14 protein-coding genes are annotated in these 16489 nt (G+C 55.1%); 2 read left to right on the forward strand and 12 right to left on the reverse strand.

The features are described from left to right. Positions 1–6 precede the first annotated feature (6 nt). The 8 genes from M2118_RS05275 to ilvD all read right to left on the reverse strand — a co-directional run bounded on the left by M2118_RS05275 (position 7) and on the right by ilvD (position 8711). Positions 7–1062, reverse strand: coding sequence for a 3-isopropylmalate dehydrogenase (locus M2118_RS05275; RefSeq protein WP_280794888.1), 1056 nt, complete (start codon positions 1060–1062; stop codon positions 7–9). Between the two features lie 24 nt (positions 1063–1086). Further along, on the reverse strand, positions 1087–2679 hold the full coding sequence (gene serA, locus M2118_RS05280; RefSeq protein WP_280794889.1) for a phosphoglycerate dehydrogenase: 1593 nt from the start codon (positions 2677–2679) through the stop codon (positions 1087–1089). A gap of 74 nt (positions 2680–2753) precedes the next feature. After that, positions 2754–3080 carry a hypothetical protein gene (locus tag M2118_RS05285; protein WP_280794890.1) on the reverse strand — a complete coding sequence of 109 codons (327 nt, stop codon included), beginning with the start codon at positions 3078–3080 and terminating at the stop codon, positions 2754–2756. A 14-nt stretch (positions 3081–3094) separates the two neighbouring features. Beyond that, positions 3095–3547, reverse strand: a complete 453-nt coding sequence (locus M2118_RS05290; protein WP_280794891.1) for a hypothetical protein — start codon at positions 3545–3547, stop codon at positions 3095–3097. Between the two features lie 39 nt (positions 3548–3586). Beyond that, the gene (gene ilvC, locus M2118_RS05295) at positions 3587–4612 is read right to left on the reverse strand and encodes a ketol-acid reductoisomerase (RefSeq protein ID WP_280794892.1); all 1026 of its coding nucleotides are present in this window, start codon (positions 4610–4612) and stop codon (positions 3587–3589) included. A 43-nt stretch (positions 4613–4655) separates the two neighbouring features. After that, positions 4656–5165 carry an acetolactate synthase small subunit gene (gene ilvN / locus M2118_RS05300; protein WP_280794893.1) on the reverse strand — a complete coding sequence of 170 codons (510 nt, stop codon included), beginning with the start codon at positions 5163–5165 and terminating at the stop codon, positions 4656–4658. A gap of 13 nt (positions 5166–5178) precedes the next feature. After that, positions 5179–6972 carry an acetolactate synthase large subunit gene (locus tag M2118_RS05305; protein WP_280794894.1) on the reverse strand — a complete coding sequence of 598 codons (1794 nt, stop codon included), beginning with the start codon at positions 6970–6972 and terminating at the stop codon, positions 5179–5181. Between the two features lie 44 nt (positions 6973–7016). After that, positions 7017–8711: a dihydroxy-acid dehydratase gene (gene ilvD / locus M2118_RS05310; protein ID WP_280794895.1), complete on the reverse strand. Its 1695-nt coding sequence runs from the start codon at positions 8709–8711 to the stop codon at positions 7017–7019. A gap of 97 nt (positions 8712–8808) precedes the next feature. Here ilvD and M2118_RS05315 point away from each other — a divergent pair, with 97 nt between their 5' ends. Then, positions 8809–9618 carry a sugar phosphate isomerase/epimerase family protein gene (locus tag M2118_RS05315; RefSeq protein ID WP_280794896.1) on the forward strand — a complete coding sequence of 270 codons (810 nt, stop codon included), beginning with the start codon at positions 8809–8811 and terminating at the stop codon, positions 9616–9618. On the opposite strand, the gene prfB is transcribed toward M2118_RS05315, so the two are convergent. Then, positions 9611–10720, reverse strand: a complete 1110-nt coding sequence (prfB, locus tag M2118_RS05320; protein ID WP_280794897.1) for a peptide chain release factor 2 — start codon at positions 10718–10720, stop codon at positions 9611–9613. The genes M2118_RS05315 and prfB overlap by 8 nt on opposite strands. Before the next feature lie 49 nt (positions 10721–10769). On the opposite strand from prfB, the gene M2118_RS05325 reads away from it, so the two are divergent. Beyond that, the gene (locus M2118_RS05325) at positions 10770–12026 is read left to right on the forward strand and encodes an MFS transporter (protein WP_280794898.1); all 1257 of its coding nucleotides are present in this window, start codon (positions 10770–10772) and stop codon (positions 12024–12026) included. On the opposite strand, the gene cydC is transcribed toward M2118_RS05325, so the two are convergent. Genes cydC through cydB form a run of 3 tightly spaced genes read right to left on the reverse strand, consistent with a single transcriptional unit; the run spans position 12027 to position 16487 of the window. Next, a complete protein-coding gene (cydC, locus tag M2118_RS05330; protein ID WP_280794899.1) occupies positions 12027–13712 on the reverse strand; it encodes a thiol reductant ABC exporter subunit CydC in 1686 nt (561 codons plus the stop codon). Next, the gene (cydD, locus tag M2118_RS05335) at positions 13709–15472 is read right to left on the reverse strand and encodes a thiol reductant ABC exporter subunit CydD (RefSeq protein ID WP_280794900.1); all 1764 of its coding nucleotides are present in this window, start codon (positions 15470–15472) and stop codon (positions 13709–13711) included. The genes cydC and cydD overlap by 4 nt, the downstream gene beginning before the upstream one ends. 10 nt (positions 15473–15482) lie before the next feature. Next, complete coding sequence (gene cydB / locus M2118_RS05340; RefSeq protein ID WP_280794901.1) at positions 15483–16487, reverse strand: cytochrome d ubiquinol oxidase subunit II; 1005 nt, start codon at positions 16485–16487, stop codon at positions 15483–15485. Between the last annotated feature and the right edge of the window lie 2 nt (positions 16488–16489).

Genomic DNA, 16489 nt, shown 5'->3' on the forward strand with positions numbered 1-16489 from the left:
TCCTTACTACTTGGACAGACGGGCGACGATGGCGTCACCAATCTCACTTGTACGACGGGTGGTTGAGCCACGCTCTGAAAGATCTGCAGCTACAGCATCGTTGATGCGAGCTGCAGCCTCGGCGTAGCCAAAGTGTTCGAACAACATTCCCACAGAAAGGATTGCTGCAGTGGGGTCTGCCTTCTGCTGTCCAGCAATATCCGGAGCAGAGCCATGAACGGGTTCAAACATGCTGGGGAATGCATTCGTGGGGTTGATATTTCCACTTGCAGCCAGGCCAATGCCACCGCTGATCGCAGCAGCAAGGTCGGTGAGAATGTCACCGAACAAGTTGTCAGTGACAATCACATCGAAACGTGCAGGGTCAGTGACGAAGAAGATGGTTGCGGCGTCGATGTGCAGGTAGTCAACCGAAACCTGAGGGTATTCAGCAGCAACTGCATCGACGATGCGGCTCCACAGTGAACCGGCGTTAACCAGAACGTTGGTTTTGTGAACCAATGTCAGCTTCTTACGGTCACGCTTGGCAGCAAGCTCGAATGCGTAGCGAACAACGCGCTCAACACCGTGCGCGGTGTTGACGGAGAGTTCGTTCGCAATTTCAAACTCGGTGCCCTGGCGCAAAGAACCACCATTGCCCACATAAGGGCCTTCAGTGCCCTCACGGACGACAACAAAGTCAACGTTGCCGGGGTTAGCCAATGGGCTGACAACACCGGGGAAGATGGTGGTCGGACGCAGGTTCACGTAGTGGTCCAAGCTGAAGCGCAGCTTCAGCAGAAGACCACGCTCAATGATTCCTGCAGGAATACGAGGATCCCCGGGCTTTCCTCCGACAGCACCGAGCAGGATAGCTTCGTGCGAAGCAATCGCTGCCAGGTCTTCGTCACTGAGCACATCGCCAGTGGCTAGGTAGCGGTCAGCACCGAGAGAGAACTGAGTCTTCTCAACAACTAGGTCAGCAGAGGGAGCAACCACGTCCAGCACCTTGACTGCTTCAGCAATGACCTCGGGGCCAATACCGTCACCGGGGATGACTGCGAGCTTGAGTGTGCGCGACATGGGAGTTCCTTGGATTAATCTGACTTATTCGGTGATGTCTACTTCGAGCATGACGTCTGCATCGATGGCCTTGCGAACCTTTTCGAGCAGTGATGCTGGAACGGGTGAGTCCACGGTGAGTACAGAGAGCGCCTTGCCACCAAGGTTCTGACGAGCAATCTGCATACCTGCGATGTTGATCTTGGCATCGCCGAATTCCTTGCCGTAAACGGCAACGATTCCGGGACGGTCGATGTATTGCATCACAATAAGGTGGTCGTCGATAGGGACGTCTACTTCATAACCGTTGATTTCCACAATCTTCTCAACCTGCTTGATACCAGCCAGGGTTCCCGAAACCGAGATCTGAGTGCCATCGCTCAGTGCACCGCGAATGGTGAGCACGGTGCGGTATTCAGGAGATTCTTCTTCGCTCAGGGTGCGAACTTCAATGCCGCGCTGCTCAGCAAGCAGTGGGGCGTTGACATAGGAAACGCTTTCGCTCACCACGTTGGTGAAGATTCCCTTGAGTGCAGCCAGCTTGAGCACTGAGGTATCGAACTGGGTAATCTCGCCGCGAACCTCAACATCTACCGAGGTGAGTGGGCTGGTGTGTGCCAGTCCAGAGAAGACCTGACCAAGCTTCTCCACCAAGGGAATAGCTGGGCGGACGTAGGGATCAATCACACCACCAGCAACGTTGACAGCGTCAGGAACGAGCTCACCACTGAGGGCAAGACGAACCGACTTGGCAACAGAGATGCCTGCCTTCTCCTGAGCCTCATCAGTTGACGCACCCAGGTGAGGAGTGGTGATGACGTTGGGCAAGCCAAGCAGAGGTGAACCAGTGGGTGGCTCAGAAACAAACACGTCCAGACCAGCACCGGCAATGACGTTGTTGGTCAATGCTTCAAAGAGTGCTTCTTCGTCAATGAGACCACCGCGTGCCACGTTGATGACATATGCGGTGGGCTTCATCGCTGCCAACTGAGCTGTGCCGATCATGCCGGTGGTCTCAGGAGTCTTGGGCATGTGGATGGTGATGAAGTCAGAAGTTTCAATGAGTTCATCGAGCGAGAGGAGCTGGACGCCGAGCTGCTGAGCACGAGCCGAGGTGACGTAGGGGTCATATGCGACAACCTTGGTACCGAAAGCCTTCATGCGCTCAGAGATGAGCGCACCAATACGACCCAGGCCGATAATGCCGATGGTCTTTTCATACAGCTCAGTGCCGGTGTACGCGCTGCGCTTCCACTTACCCTCGGCAAGGGCAGCGTGAGCTGCAGGAATGTGACGGGCCAGGCTGAGAATATGACCACAGGTCAGTTCTGCCGCAGAAATGATGTTGGAGGTAGGGGCGTTGACCACCATGACACCGGCAGCAGTAGCTGCCTTGATGTCAACGTTGTCCAGGCCCACGCCTGCACGAGCCACAACCTTGAGGTTGGGAGCTGCAGCAAGAACCTCTGCGTCAACCTGAGTTGCTGAGCGAACCAAAATAGCGCTGGCAGAGTGAACTGCTTCGAGCAACGCAGGACGGTCTGTTCCGTCTACAACCCGCACGTCGAAATCTGGGCCGAGAGCCTCGATAGTGGCGGGAGAAAGCTCTTCAGCAATGAGGACGACGGGCTTAGTCACGAGTATGTAATTCCTTGGGTTTTGTAGCACACGGGAGGTTCAAGTCTACCCGAGCGGTTTGGGGCTGTTTTGCGCTAATTCACGCTGAAAATGAGGAATGCGTTGGTGCCGAGAGCCAAGTCAACTCCAATGACCGCGGATATCGATAACGCGACAATGTAGATCACCAATGCAGGTGCCAACGACTTCGTGCGAGTGAGCCAGAGGGCACCGAAAAAGAGCACTGCTGGCGCGATGATGCCGAAGATCACCGCGAACCAACCGAAAACACTCAGTCCGATTCCCAGGGACAAACTTTGAGACATCACACCGATGAAATTGCCGATTCCTTCCCACACGTCATAGGCGAAAAGTAAGGCAAATACAGCGGCAATGATCCATGCGCCGACTGAACGTGTCATTTTCTCGTTCATGTTTAGCCTGCCCACGAAACGTAGGGCCATGGAATCAGAATGACGACACCCAGCAGAAGGAACAGGAGGCGGGTTACTACCTTCTTGTCTTTGCCGAGGTAGAGCACCGCACCAAACCAGATAGCTGGAGATGCCACAGCAAGCCAAAGCCCGAACTGGAACATGGCATTGCCAAGAACATCAGCAATTTGTGTGGGGTTACGCAGAGCGGTAATCAACCACGCCACTGAGAACAGCAAGTAGATGCCACCAAAGATGCCAAAGCCAATGAGTGCTGCTGAGCTCAGACCCTGAGACTCATCAGCTGCCTCTGTAATTGCAGAAGTTGCCTTGGAGCGTGGCTTCTTAACGGAAGAAGCGCCACCCGCGTCCCGCTTCGCACTCAGTGGAGAGCCCGTTGTCAGGCGATCATCGTCGCCTGCCCAACTGAGGGCATCTTCTTCTGGAGTACTCATACGTGACGCGCGTGGCGCATCCTCTCATTTAGCTAGTGACTAGCGAGCGGCAGAACCCTCGGTGTAGTCCTTGTCCTGTGGACGCCATGCGAAGAGCTCGCGCAGCTTACGACCGGTTGCCTCGATGGGGTGCGATGCACCCTTGTCGCGGAGGGCGAGGAACTCGGGAGCTCCCGCGTCCTGGTCGTTGATGAAGCGGGTTGCGAAAGCACCGTTCTGGATGTCCGCGAGAACTTCCTTCATGTGCTCCTTGACCGAAGGGTCAATCACGCGAGGACCGGAAACGTAGTCACCGAACTCTGCAGTGTCAGAAACCGACCAACGCTGCTTGGCGATGCCACCTTCCCACATGAGGTCAACGATGAGCTTGAGTTCGTGCAAAACCTCGAAGTAGGCGATCTCAGGCTGGTAGCCAGCCTCAACAAGAGTCTCGAAGCCGTACATGACCAGCTGCGAAGCGCCACCACACAGAACAGCCTGCTCACCGAAGAGGTCAGTCTCGGTCTCTTCGGTGAAGGTGGTCTTGATACCACCGGCACGCAGACCACCGATTGCCTTGGAGTAAGACCATGCGAGGTCCCATGCCTGGCCAGTTGCGTCGTTCTCGACAGCAACGATGACCGGAACACCACGGCCTGCGAGGTACTCGCGACGAACGGTGTGACCTGGGCCCTTAGGAGCTACGAGTGCGACGTCAACGTTCGAAGGAGCGGTGATGTAGCCGTAACGGATGTTGAAACCGTGACCGAAGATGAGGGTCTTTCCTGCAGAGAGGTTAGGAGCAACATCATCTGCATACAGGTGACGCTGGAACTGGTCTGGAGCCAGGATGACGATAACGTCTCCCCATGCAGCTGCTTCAGCAGTGGTCATGACCTTGAGGCCAGCCTCTTCTGCCTTGGCAATGGACTTCGAGCCAGCCTTCAGACCAACAACGACGTCAACGCCGGAGTCGTGCAGGTTGAGTGCGTGTGCGTGGCCCTGTGAGCCGTAACCAATAACAGCAACCTTCTTGCTCTTGATGAGCTCGAGGTCTGCGTCCTTGTCGTAGTGAATTTCAGTCACTTTGGGTTTTCTCCTTGTTTGTAGGTTTGGAAAATCTAAAAAACTAGTTCTTGAATACGCGCTCAGTAATCGACTTACTACCGCGACCGATAGCGAGAAGGCCTGACTGAGCCAGTTCCTTGATGCCGTAAGGCTCGAGAAGCTTTAGGAACGCAGCGATCTTTGCCGAGTTTCCGGTGACTTCAATCACGAGAGCATCAGCAGCAACATCCACCACGCTGGCGCGGAACAGCGACACAGCTTCCAGCACCTGTGAACGTGTGGAGTTATCCACGCGTACCTTGATCAGCATGTGCTCGCGGGCAACAGACTGCTCAGGGTCGAGTTCCACGATCTTGATCACGTTGACCAGCTTGTTGAGCTGCTTGGTGATTTGTTCGAGGGGAAGGTTCTCCACGTCCACCACAACCGTGATGCGAGAGAGGCCTTCAATCTCGCTGTGACCCACAGCAAGAGATTCAATGTTGAAGCCACGGCGGGCGAAAAGACCAGCAACGCGGGTCAACAAACCTGGCTTGTCCTCAACGAGGAGGCTCAAAATGTGTGTGCTCATAATGGCTACTCCCCTACTCGTCCGTGTCCCAGGTTGGCGCATGGTCTCTGGCGTATTGAACATAACTGTTGCTCACACCCTGAGGAACCATAGGCCACACCATGGAGTCAGCACTCACAACGAAGTCGATCACCACGGGGCGATCGTTCGTTTCGAGAGCCAGCTTGATGGCGGCATCGATTTCTTCTTCTTTGGTGACGCGAATGCCCAGGGCACCGTATGCATCAGCAAGCTTGACGAAGTCAGGAACACGAACTGTGTCGTGACCTGTGTTCAAGTCTGTGTTCGAGTAGCGACCGTCGTAGAACAGGGTCTGCCACTGGCGAACCATTCCCAGGGACGAGTTATTAATGATCGCCACCTTGATGGGGATGTTGTTGATGGTGCAGGTGGCCAACTCTTGGTTGGTCATCTGGAAGCAACCATCGCCATCAATAGCCCAGACCACACGGTCAGGCTCAGCTACCTTGGCACCCATTGCTGCAGGCACGGAGTAACCCATGGTTCCTGCTCCACCTGAGTTCAACCATGCATTAGGACGCTCATATTTGATGAACTGGGCAGCCCACATCTGGTGCTGTCCCACACCGGAAGCATAAATCGCTTCAGGTCCGGACAATTCACCAATACGCGTGATGATGTGTTGCGGGGCAAGCAGACCGTCGGTTGGTTCGGAATAACCCAATGGGTATTCCTTGCGCAGAGAGTTCAGGGTGCTCCACCACTCGGTGAAGTCTGCACTCTTGGCAGCAGGGGTTGCCTTGTAGGTCTCAATGAGGTCTGCAATGACATCCTTGAGGTCACCCACGATAGGGACTTCTGCCGCACGGATCTTGCCGATTTCGGCAGGGTCAATGTCGACGTGAATGACCTTGGCATTCGGCGCAAACAGCGACGCCTTGCCGGTCACACGGTCATCGAAACGAGCACCCAGAGTAATCAGCAGGTCTGATTCCTGCAGTGCGAGCACTGCGGGAACGGTTCCGTGCATACCGGGCATACCCAAGTTGTTCTCGTGGCTGTCGGGGAATGCTCCACGAGCCATCAAGGTGGTGACCACAGGGGCACCAACGAGGTTGACGAGCTCCAAGAGCTCCTTGGATGCACCGGAGCGGATAATTCCACCACCGACATAGAAGACTGGCTTCTTTGCTTCCACAATGAGGTCAGCTGCGGCCTGAATCTGCTTGCCGTGAGCCTTGGTGACCGGACGGTAGCCGGGCAGATCTAGGGTTGCAGGCCAAATGAAAGGTGCCAGTGCCTGTTGTGCATCCTTGGTGATGTCCACCAGAACGGGACCTGGACGACCTGTCGAAGCGATGTGATACGCCGCAGCGATAGTTGCAGGAATATCTTCCGCCTTGGTGACCAAGAAGGAGTGCTTGGTAATCGGCATCGTGATACCCACAATGTCTGCTTCCTGGAAAGCGTCGGTACCCATCAGGTGAGAGAACACCTGACCGGTGATAGCCAGCAGAGGCACAGAGTCCATGTACGCGTCAGCGATAGCTGTGACCAGGTTGGTAGCACCAGGACCTGAAGTAGCGATGCAGACACCGGTCTTGCCGGTTGACGAGGCATAACCCTGGGCAGCGTGACCAGCACCCTGCTCATGGCGCACCAGAATGTGGCGCAGCTTCTTGGAGTCCATCAGTGGGTCATAGACCGGAAGGATGGCGCCGCCAGGCAAACCGAACACATCGGTTACACCGATGAGTTCCAGTGTGCGCACAACTGCTTCAGCACCTGAAATAACAGGCGCGTTGGAAGCCGCGTCAGGCGTAGTGGGGAGTGATTCCGTAGACATCGTGAATCCCTTAAGTTGGAAGGCGAAAAGTGAAAGGGGCGTCGTTACCCTGTAATCGCACCCTCGGATGCGGAGTGCACCAGCTTTGCGTACTTAGCAAGTACACCGCGGGTGTAACGCGGAGGGAGCGGAGCCCAGCCGATTCGGCGGGCTTCGAGCTCTGATTCGTCGACGAGTAAGTCGAGCGTCCGAGCTGCGATATCGACCCGTATGAGATCACCATCGCGCACGAGGGCGACGGGTCCACCGTCAACAGCCTCGGGAGCTATATGTCCGATACACAGTCCGGTTGTGCCGCCTGAGAATCGTCCGTCTGTCAATAGTAGAACATCTTTACCGAGTCCCGCACCCTTGATAGCTGCGGTGATGGCCAACATCTCACGCATACCGGGACCACCCTTGGGGCCTTCGTAGCGAATGAGGACGATATCGCCCTTCTTGATGCTGCCTTCGGTGAGGGCATCCATTGCTGCGCGTTCGCGCTCAAACACACGTGCGGGGCCTTCAAATACTTCAAGGTCGAAGCCTGCGGTCTTGACCACAGCACCTTCGGGAGCAAGTGATCCGTGCAGGATGGACAGACCGCCGGAAGCGTGAATCGGGTTGTCCAGCGTACGAATCACTTCACCATCGAGAGGAAGAATGTTCATCTCGGCGAGGTTTTCAGCCAAAGTCTTACCGGTCACGGTGAGAGCGTCACCGTGCAGCAGGCCTGCATCAAGCAAAGCCTTCATGACTACAGGCACGCCACCAACACGGTCAACGTCGTTCATGACGTACTTACCGAATGGCTTGAGGTCACCAATGTGTGGAACCTTGTCCGCAATGCGGTTGAAGTCTTCGAGCTTGAGGTCAACCTCTGCTTCTCGAGCAATCGCAAGCAGGTGGAGAACAGCGTTGGTGGAACCACCAAATGCCATAACCACGGCGATAGCGTTCTCGAACGCCTTCTTGGTCATGATGTCGCGAGCGGTGATGCCCTGACGAATCAGGTTAACAACGGCTTCACCCGATCGGTGTGCGTAGTAATCACGGCGACGGTCAGCGCTTGGTGGTGCAGCAGAGCCAGGAAGGCTCATGCCAAGTGCTTCGGCAACAGAAGCCATGGTGTTAGCGGTGTACATACCGCCACAGGCACCTTCACCGGGGCAAATAGCGCGTTCAATACGGTCGAGGTCTTCTTCGCTCATGGTGCCGGCCTTGCAGGCTCCCACAGCTTCGAAAGCGTCGATGATGGTGACGTTCTTTTCGGTGCCGTCAGAGAGACGAACCCAGCCCGGTGCAATCGTTCCTGCATAGAGGAATACAGATGCGAGGTCGAGACGAGCAGCTGCCATCAACATGCCAGGAAGCGACTTGTCACAACCGGCAAGCAAAACCGAACCATCGAGGCGCTCTGCCTGCATGACGGTTTCAACCGAGTCAGCAATAACTTCACGAGAAACAAGAGAGAAGTGCATGCCCTCGTGGCCCATGGAAATACCATCAGAAACGGACACGGTGCCGAACTGAAGTGGGTAACCGCCACCTGAGTGAACACCCTCTTTGGAGGCCTGTGCCAGGCGGTCCAAGCTCAGGTTGCAGGGAGTGATCTCGTTCCAAGAGCTGGCCACACCAATCTGGGGCTTGCTCCAGTCTTCGTCACCCATGCCGACAGCACGGAGCATTCCGCGTGAGGCGGCTTTCTCGATACCGTCTGTTACGTCGCGACTACGTGGCTTCATGTCGTTTTCTGGCATAGGGATAAGTCTACGACGTTCACACTCACGGTTAACTCTCAGCGCGCTGGGGATAAACGCCCATTTTGTGCCCAGATGCACAACTAGGCTGGAACAAATGATTCAAGTTGGTATGAGCGCTTCTTGCGTATATCCCCTGGCCTGTGAAGATGGCTTCCGTTTTGCCCAGAAAGCTGGCTATGACGGTGTTGAGGTGATGGTCACGCGCGAACCTGTCACGCAAAGCGTCGACGGAATCAAGAAGCTCATGGATACCTACGAGATGCCTGTGCTCTCCATCCACGCGCCAGTACTCCTTCTGACCCACTTCGTGTGGGGTCGTGATCCACAGATCAAGCTAGAGAAGTCTGCAGAGCTTGCAGCAAACGTCGGCGCCAGCACCGTGGTGGTTCACCCACCGTTCCGCTGGCAGTCCACTTATGCCGAAAAGTTCCTCGACATCGTGCGCCAAACCAGTGAAAACACCGGTATCACTATCGCCGTGGAGAACATGTTCCCCTGGAAGGTTCGAAACTCCCAGATGCAGGCATATGCGCCTGGTCCAGACCCACGTGAGCTCGACTGTGATGCCATTACCCTCGACTTCTCCCACGCAGCACTTTCCGGCCACGACAGCCTCGAACTTGCCCTTGAATACGGCGAGCGCCTGCGTCACGTTCACCTCACTGACGGCTCTGCTGCAGCTGATGACAACCGCATCTTCGACGAGCACTTGCTCCCCGGCTACGGCAAGCAACCCGTTGCCGAAGTTCTTCAGCACTTGGCAGCCCAGGACTGGGATGGTCACGTTGTTGCCGAGGTCAACACCCGCAAGTCAAAGACCGAGGACGAGCGTCTGGCGCTCCTGGTGGAGACTCTCGAGTTTGCCCGTCTGCACTTAGGTCAGACTGCGCCAGTTTCTAGTTAGCGTCTGCTGATTTACGCCAGCGAATACCCGCGGCGATAAATCCGTCTAGGTCACCATCGAACACGTTCGAGGGATTGTTGACTTCGTATTCTGAACGCAGATCCTTGACCATTTGGTATGGAGCGAGCACATAGCTGCGCATCTGGTCGCCCCAGCTGGCGGTGATGTTTCCTGCGAGTTCTTTCTTCTTGGCGTTCTCTTCCTCGCGCTGCAAAAGCAAAAGTCGAGAAGTCAGCACGCGCATCGCTGCAGCTCGGTTTTGGATCTGGCTCTTCTCGTTCTGGCAGCTCACCACCAGACCGGTGGGAATGTGGGTGATGCGCACAGCAGAGTCGGTCGTGTTCACGGATTGACCACCGGGACCGCTGGAGCGAAATACATCCACCCGAATGTCATTTTCAGGAATCTCAATGGCCACGGATTCTGGCATCAGTGGCACAACTTCGACCGCAGCAAATGACGTTTGGCGTTTACCTGCAGAGTTGAACGGGCTCATTCGCACCAAGCGGTGAGTTCCTGCCTCTACAGAGAGAGTGCCAAAAGCGTAGGGAGCATCTACTTCGAAGGTGGCGGACTTGATACCTGCTTCTTCGGCATAGCTCGTATCGAGCACATTGACCTTGTAGTTGTGCTTTTCAGCCCAGCGTAGATACATCCGCAAGAGCATCTCTGCGAAGTCGGCGGCGTCCACACCCCCTGCACCCGAGCGAATAGTGATCACAGCAGGATAGGAATCGTATTCACCATTGAGCAGGGTTTGAACTTCGAGTTCCCCAAGAACTGCAGTGATGCTGATGAGCTCAGCCTCAGCTTCTTTGGCCGAGTCTTCATCCCCTGCTTCATTGGCCAGTTCAATCAATACTTCGAGATCATCGAGACGCGCTTCGATGCTGTTGATCTTGGTGAGCTCGGCCTGGCGGTGGCTGAGTTCACTGGTGACTTTCTGGGCATTAGCGGTGTCATCCCACAAATCTGGGGCTTCCGCTAATTCGCTCAGACGGGAAATCTCTGCAGAAAGACGGTCAACGTCAACGACAGCACGAATGTCGGCAAACGTGGAGCGCAGAGCACGAATCTGCTCGGAGAGATCAAGGTCAAGCATTGTGAGTCCAGCCTACCGGCGGGAGCTGGGGCGTAGGCTCGTACACGAGATGAGCAATTCCGGCGCCCCCTTCCAACTGCGACAAGCGGCGCTTCCGGTCTATCTGCCGACCTTGTTGTTCTCGGCTGGCGAAGCTGCCTTTATCCCGATTGTTCCTGTCATTGCTCAGAATGTGGGAGCCAACCTGGCAACAGCTGGATTAGTGGCCGGCATGCTCACCCTCGGAATCGTTTTCGGCGATATCCCGAGCGGCTGGATCATTTCCCGAATCGGCGAGCGCATGGCCATGCTGTGGTCGACATTGATTGCCCTGATTGGTGGCGGGCTTGCTCTTGCTGCCGCGAATCCCCTCATGTTGGGAGTGGGTATTTTCTTTATTGGCCTCGCTACGAGTGCTTTTGCCCTTGCCCGGCATGCTTTTCTCACAACCTTCGTGCCCTTTGCGTACCGGGCGAGAGCACTCTCCACCCTGGGTGGCATGTTCCGAGCTGGCGCCGTGATGGGCCCACTCCTCAGTGCAGCTGTGCTTGCAGTCACCCACACTCCCTTGGCTGCCTTCTGGCTGATGTTGATCTTCACACTCGCAACAGGGGCAGTATTGCTGTTTATGCCAGACCCCGAGAAAACCTTTGGTCGCGCCACCCGGATGAGAGATAGTTCAGGGCACTCTGTGACCTCAGGTGAACTCGAAGTGGAGCAAGAGACCAGTGGCCTCTTTGCCACCATCTCGCAGAACTGGAAAGTGTTGGCTCGTCTTGGTGGCGCCTCAGCACTTGTCATGGCACTGCGTTCGGGCAGAACAGTGATCTTCCCGCTGTGGGCGGTGAGCATTGGAATCAAGGATGCGGATACTGCGCTGATTATCGGCCTGGCCACTGCAATCGACTTCATGCTGTTCTTCTCGAGCGGTCAGATCATGGACAAGTGGGGTCGCTTGGCTTCAATTGTTCCCTCCATGATTGTGATGTCAGCGGCACTGATCACCCTGTCCGTCACGCACGATGTGAGCAGCAATGTGTTCTGGTTCATTGCCACAGCATTCCTCTTTGCCATAGGTAATGGCATTGGTTCAGGGATCTTGCTCACGCTTGCATCAGACCTCGCCGATAAGAAAAACCCAGCACCTTTCTTGGGTGCATGGAGATTCATTACAGACTCTGGTGCTGCCCTTGCCCCAATGGGCATAGCTGCCCTCACGGCAGCACTTTCTTTGGCAGTGGCCTCAGCAATCACTGGCGTGGCAGGAATCGTGGGAGTGATCATGATGTTGATCTACGTCCCACGATTCCTTCCGCGGAAGAAGTAATTAAATCAAGGTCAATTTCGACGTGACGAGGAATTCAGGCACAGGAACGTGAGAAATCACAATGACCGCGCGATGATCTGATTTGCTTGCTTCAAGCACATCTCTGATGAGCGCATCTGCCTGACCAGGGTCAACATTGGCCGTGGGTTCGTCCAAAACAAGAACCGGGAAATCATGCAACAGCGCCCGCGCTAGAGCGAGGCGTTGAGCCTGGCCCCCTGAGACTAAGGCACCCTTTTCACCAACCTGTGCGTCTAATCCCCCACGTTGGGTAACCCACTCTGATAAGCCCACACGGTTCAGGGCACTCATGAGTTCTTGATCATTCGCAGTGGGGTGCGCAAAGAGCAGGTTTTGACGGATGGACTGAGAGAACATGTGAGGTGATTGTTCAACCAAACCCACGTATTCCCGCACTTGCTCCACTGAGAGTGAACGAACATCAACACCGTTGATCGAATACTGACCCGAGTGATCAAGGAATCGAACCAGCACATGGGCAAGCGTCGTCTTCCCCGAACCACTGTGGCCTTCCACCAACAAGCATTCTCCAGCGCGAAGCGTGAACGAGAGGGGATGAAGGGCCGGAGTGCCTGCCCCTGGCCAGGACGCCGACACACCAGATAACTCGAGCGAGTCAAAGCTTCCCAGGTTTGCCATCGGCAGTGACACGTGTTCGCGTGGGATTTCTGAAGGAATTGTTTCTGGAGTCACCTCAGCAACTCGTGTTGCACTCGCTTTCACAGCTCGCCAGACGCCCAAAGCTTGAGGCAAAGTTTGGAAAACCTCAAAGACGGCCATCGGAACTAGAACAACGATGGCTAAATAGGGGCCACTGAAGACTCCCCAGCCCAGACCAGGTGTTTCATTGGCATCTGCGGGGAATACAAGATGTGGAACGCTGATCCACAGAGCAATGAGTGTTGCCAGACCCGCAATCAGCGAAAGTACAGCCGCGACAGCCCCCGATGAGACCGCTCGACGAAGTTGAACATCTCTGAGCTCACGATCTGCTCGAGCAACATCTGTCACGCGACCATCCAAAGCCCCAAAGGCTGAAAGCACATCAAGTCGTGACACGACATCCATCACGGTGTCATCCAGCTGAGCTCTCACACCGGCTAATGCCCGGTCAGATCCAGAGGCGAGCATCGATTGGAGCACAGTCCCCACAAGACCGGCTAAGACGAGAGCGATGAGCAATGCGAACCCAGCTGGTGGCAAAATCATCCAGACCGCAATCACGCTTCCTAGGCTCACCACTAGTGCGATCACAACAGGCTGAATAACTCGAAGTGGGAGATCTTGGAGTTGATCAACATCTGCCACGAGACGTGAAAGGAGATCTCCACGACGAGTTCTCGCTAACCCGTCAGGCGCTAACGGAACTAATCTGCGATACATCGCCACTCGCAATGTTGAGAGTGAGCGGAATGCAGCATCGTGGCTTGATAGACGTTCTACATATCTGAATGAGGCTCGAGCGAGCGCAAAGAATCGAACCCCCACAATGGCCATATTCAAATACATAATGGGGGGCATATCGCCGGCACGAGTAATCAACCACGAGGAGACGGCCAGCAAAGAGACAGCTGCTCCTGCAGAGAAAATGCCAAAAATAACGCCTGGCGCAAATTTACTCAACGGAGGTTGAGCTAAACGGAGAACTTCCTTCACCTCACTCACAAGCTCACCTCCTCAGATGCAAGTTTGAGCTGACACATCGCGTCTGCGGCAGCAATGACTGCAGGCCGGTGACTGACCACAATCACGGTGTGACCGCTTTCGGCAAAGGTGCGCATTCCTTCAACAACACGCTTTTCTGTTGCTGTATCCAAAGCTGAGGTGGGCTCATCTAAAACAAGAATGGGCGTGTTGTGAGTCAATGCTCGGAAATACGCACGTGCTAAAGACACTCGTTGAGCTTGTCCTCCGGAAAGCCCTGCCCCTGCCACACCCAGTACAAGTTCACGGTCTAAGTCTTCGACTGCTGCGAGTTCACAAGCACGTTGCACCAGCTTTGAGTCGATTGTCCCCTTGGATCCCAAGGTGATGTTCTCGAAGATAGAACCAGCGACAAGACTGGCGGATTGGGGGGCCCAGGCAATTTCTGCCCGGGCAACACCACTGCCAGTGAAGAATGTGTCGCCCCACCCGATATCTCCTCGAACAGGTACAAACCCCATGAGGGCATTCACCAACGTGCTTTTGCCCACCCCGCTCGGTCCCACCACAGTAGTGATGGCGCCAGGTAAGAACTCTGCAGTCAGATTGTCCAGAACTTGTCGGTCTCCCAGGCGAACACTGAGTCCTCTCACCGTAAATGCAGGACCTTGGTTGAGTTGGGTCGCGGGTGTTGGACCCGAAAGAGTAACCATGAATTCTCGACCGTTTGCACTGAGTTCGCGATCATCACGGCGGATTCCATTATCAACAATGGCCGAATCTAAAGAGCCCTGAGCTCGAGGAGCGTGCACAGATTCTTGATCTGCCGAGTCCAGGATGTCGAAGACATCATCAGCTGCTGCGAGACCTTCCGCTGCCGCATGGAATTGAGCACCAACGTTTCGAATGGGCAGATACGCCTCAGGAGTCAGCAAAAGCGCAAACAATCCCACGGAGAGGGCAAGACTTCCATCAATCAATCGAATGCCGATAGAGACGGCAACAAGTGCGACCGATAACGAAGCAATTAATTCCAGGGTGAACCCAGAGAGGAAGGAAATCCTCAGCACTTTCATCGTGCGCTTACGGTAATCCTCTGTTAGCGACTCAATGTGTTCAGACTGTCGCTGAGCACGACCAAAGATCTTGAGGGTTGAGAGTCCTTCTACAACATCGAGGAATCCTGAAGACAGAGTGGTCAATTGGCGCCATTGTTGGGCTTGAACACTCCTGGTTGCCCAGCCAATCAGAATCATGAACAACGGGATAAGAGGCAACGTGATGAGCACAGTCAGCCCCGTACCAAAATCAACACTGAACAGAACGACCAACAGAACCGGTGTTGCTAACCCCGTCAGAATCAACTGGGGCAAATACCGAGAAAAATAGGGGTCCATTGCCTCGAGGCCGCGACCGATGATGGTCGTGAGCTGTGCAGAGTTGTGTGTTGCCATCCACTGAGGTCCAAGTTTGGATATTGCAGCCATCACACGCAAACGCAGCTGAGATTTGGCCTTCGCCGCTCCCCGGGTGGCGGCAAGATCCATCAACCACAACACCACAGCACGGATAGCCACAGACACCAAGATGAGCTGAAAAGAAGGAATCAACTCGTGAATGGACTTTCCAGAGACAGCACCGCTGATTCCCTGCGCGACGCCCCACGCAAATCCAATTGTGGTGGCCACCTGCGCGAGCGCGAGAAAGGCGCCGGCGACGAGGAAGAACCTCGCCGCCGACGCATATCTCAATAACCGGGGATCAACCGGTCCAGTAGCCATAGGCGAAAGCCTAGTGAGCTGCCGCCAGAACACTCTGACGTGTCACGCGCTTGCGGAAAACCCAGTAGGTCCAACCTTGATAAACCATGACCACTGGCAAGAAGATCAGGGCAGTCCACGTCATCACTGTGAGCGTGTAATCCGAAGACGACGCATTCTCAATGGTGAGACTGTAGGCAGGGTTGTTTGATGCAGGCATCACGTCAGGGAACAGTGCTAGGAACAAGCTCAACACGGCAGTTGCAACTGTGACTGACATGAATGCGAAGGACCAGCCTTCACGTCCACGCAGGTTGAGCAAGTAGGCAGTAATCAGTGCCAAAGCTGCAATAACAGCGACAGCGCCTGAGAGTACCGATCCAAAGGCAATCGTGGTCCACACCAAGAAGGTGGCAGCAACCACAATCGTGACGAGGCCTGACTTGATGGCCAGCTTGCGTGCTCGCTCTTTGAGCTCACCCTCTGTCTTCAACGTGATGAACACAACTCCGTGGGTAAAGAACAAGACGAGAGTAGTGATTCCACCCAGAAGCGCATAGGGGTTGAGCAGGGGCAAAAGACCACCGGTGTAGATGTGGTTTTCGCTCAGTGCCACACCTTGAACGATGTTGGCAAAAGCAACACCCCACAGCAGTGCGGGCAACGCTGATCCGACGATGATCATTCCGTCGAACCACTTTTTCCACTTGGACTCAGGGTTCTTGTGGCGGTATTCGAATGAAACACCACGAACGATGAGCGCAAGAAGAATCAGCAACAGTGCGAGGTAGAAGCCACTGAAGAGTGTTGCGTACCACTCAGGGAAAGCAGCAAACAAGCTGGCTCCTGCAACGATGACCCAGGTCTCGTTGAGGTCCCATACGGGGCCAATGGTGTTGATGAGGACACGACGATCCGTGTCATCCTTGCCCAGGAAGGGCAGAGACATTCCTACGCCAAAGTCGAAGCCATCAAGTACGAAATACCCGATGAAGAGGAATCCAACGATAAAGAACCAGAGGTATGCGAGATCCATCG

The sequence above is a fragment of the Aurantimicrobium minutum genome, assembly GCF_029892845.1.
Classification (GTDB): domain Bacteria; phylum Actinomycetota; class Actinomycetes; order Actinomycetales; family Microbacteriaceae; genus Aurantimicrobium; species Aurantimicrobium minutum_B.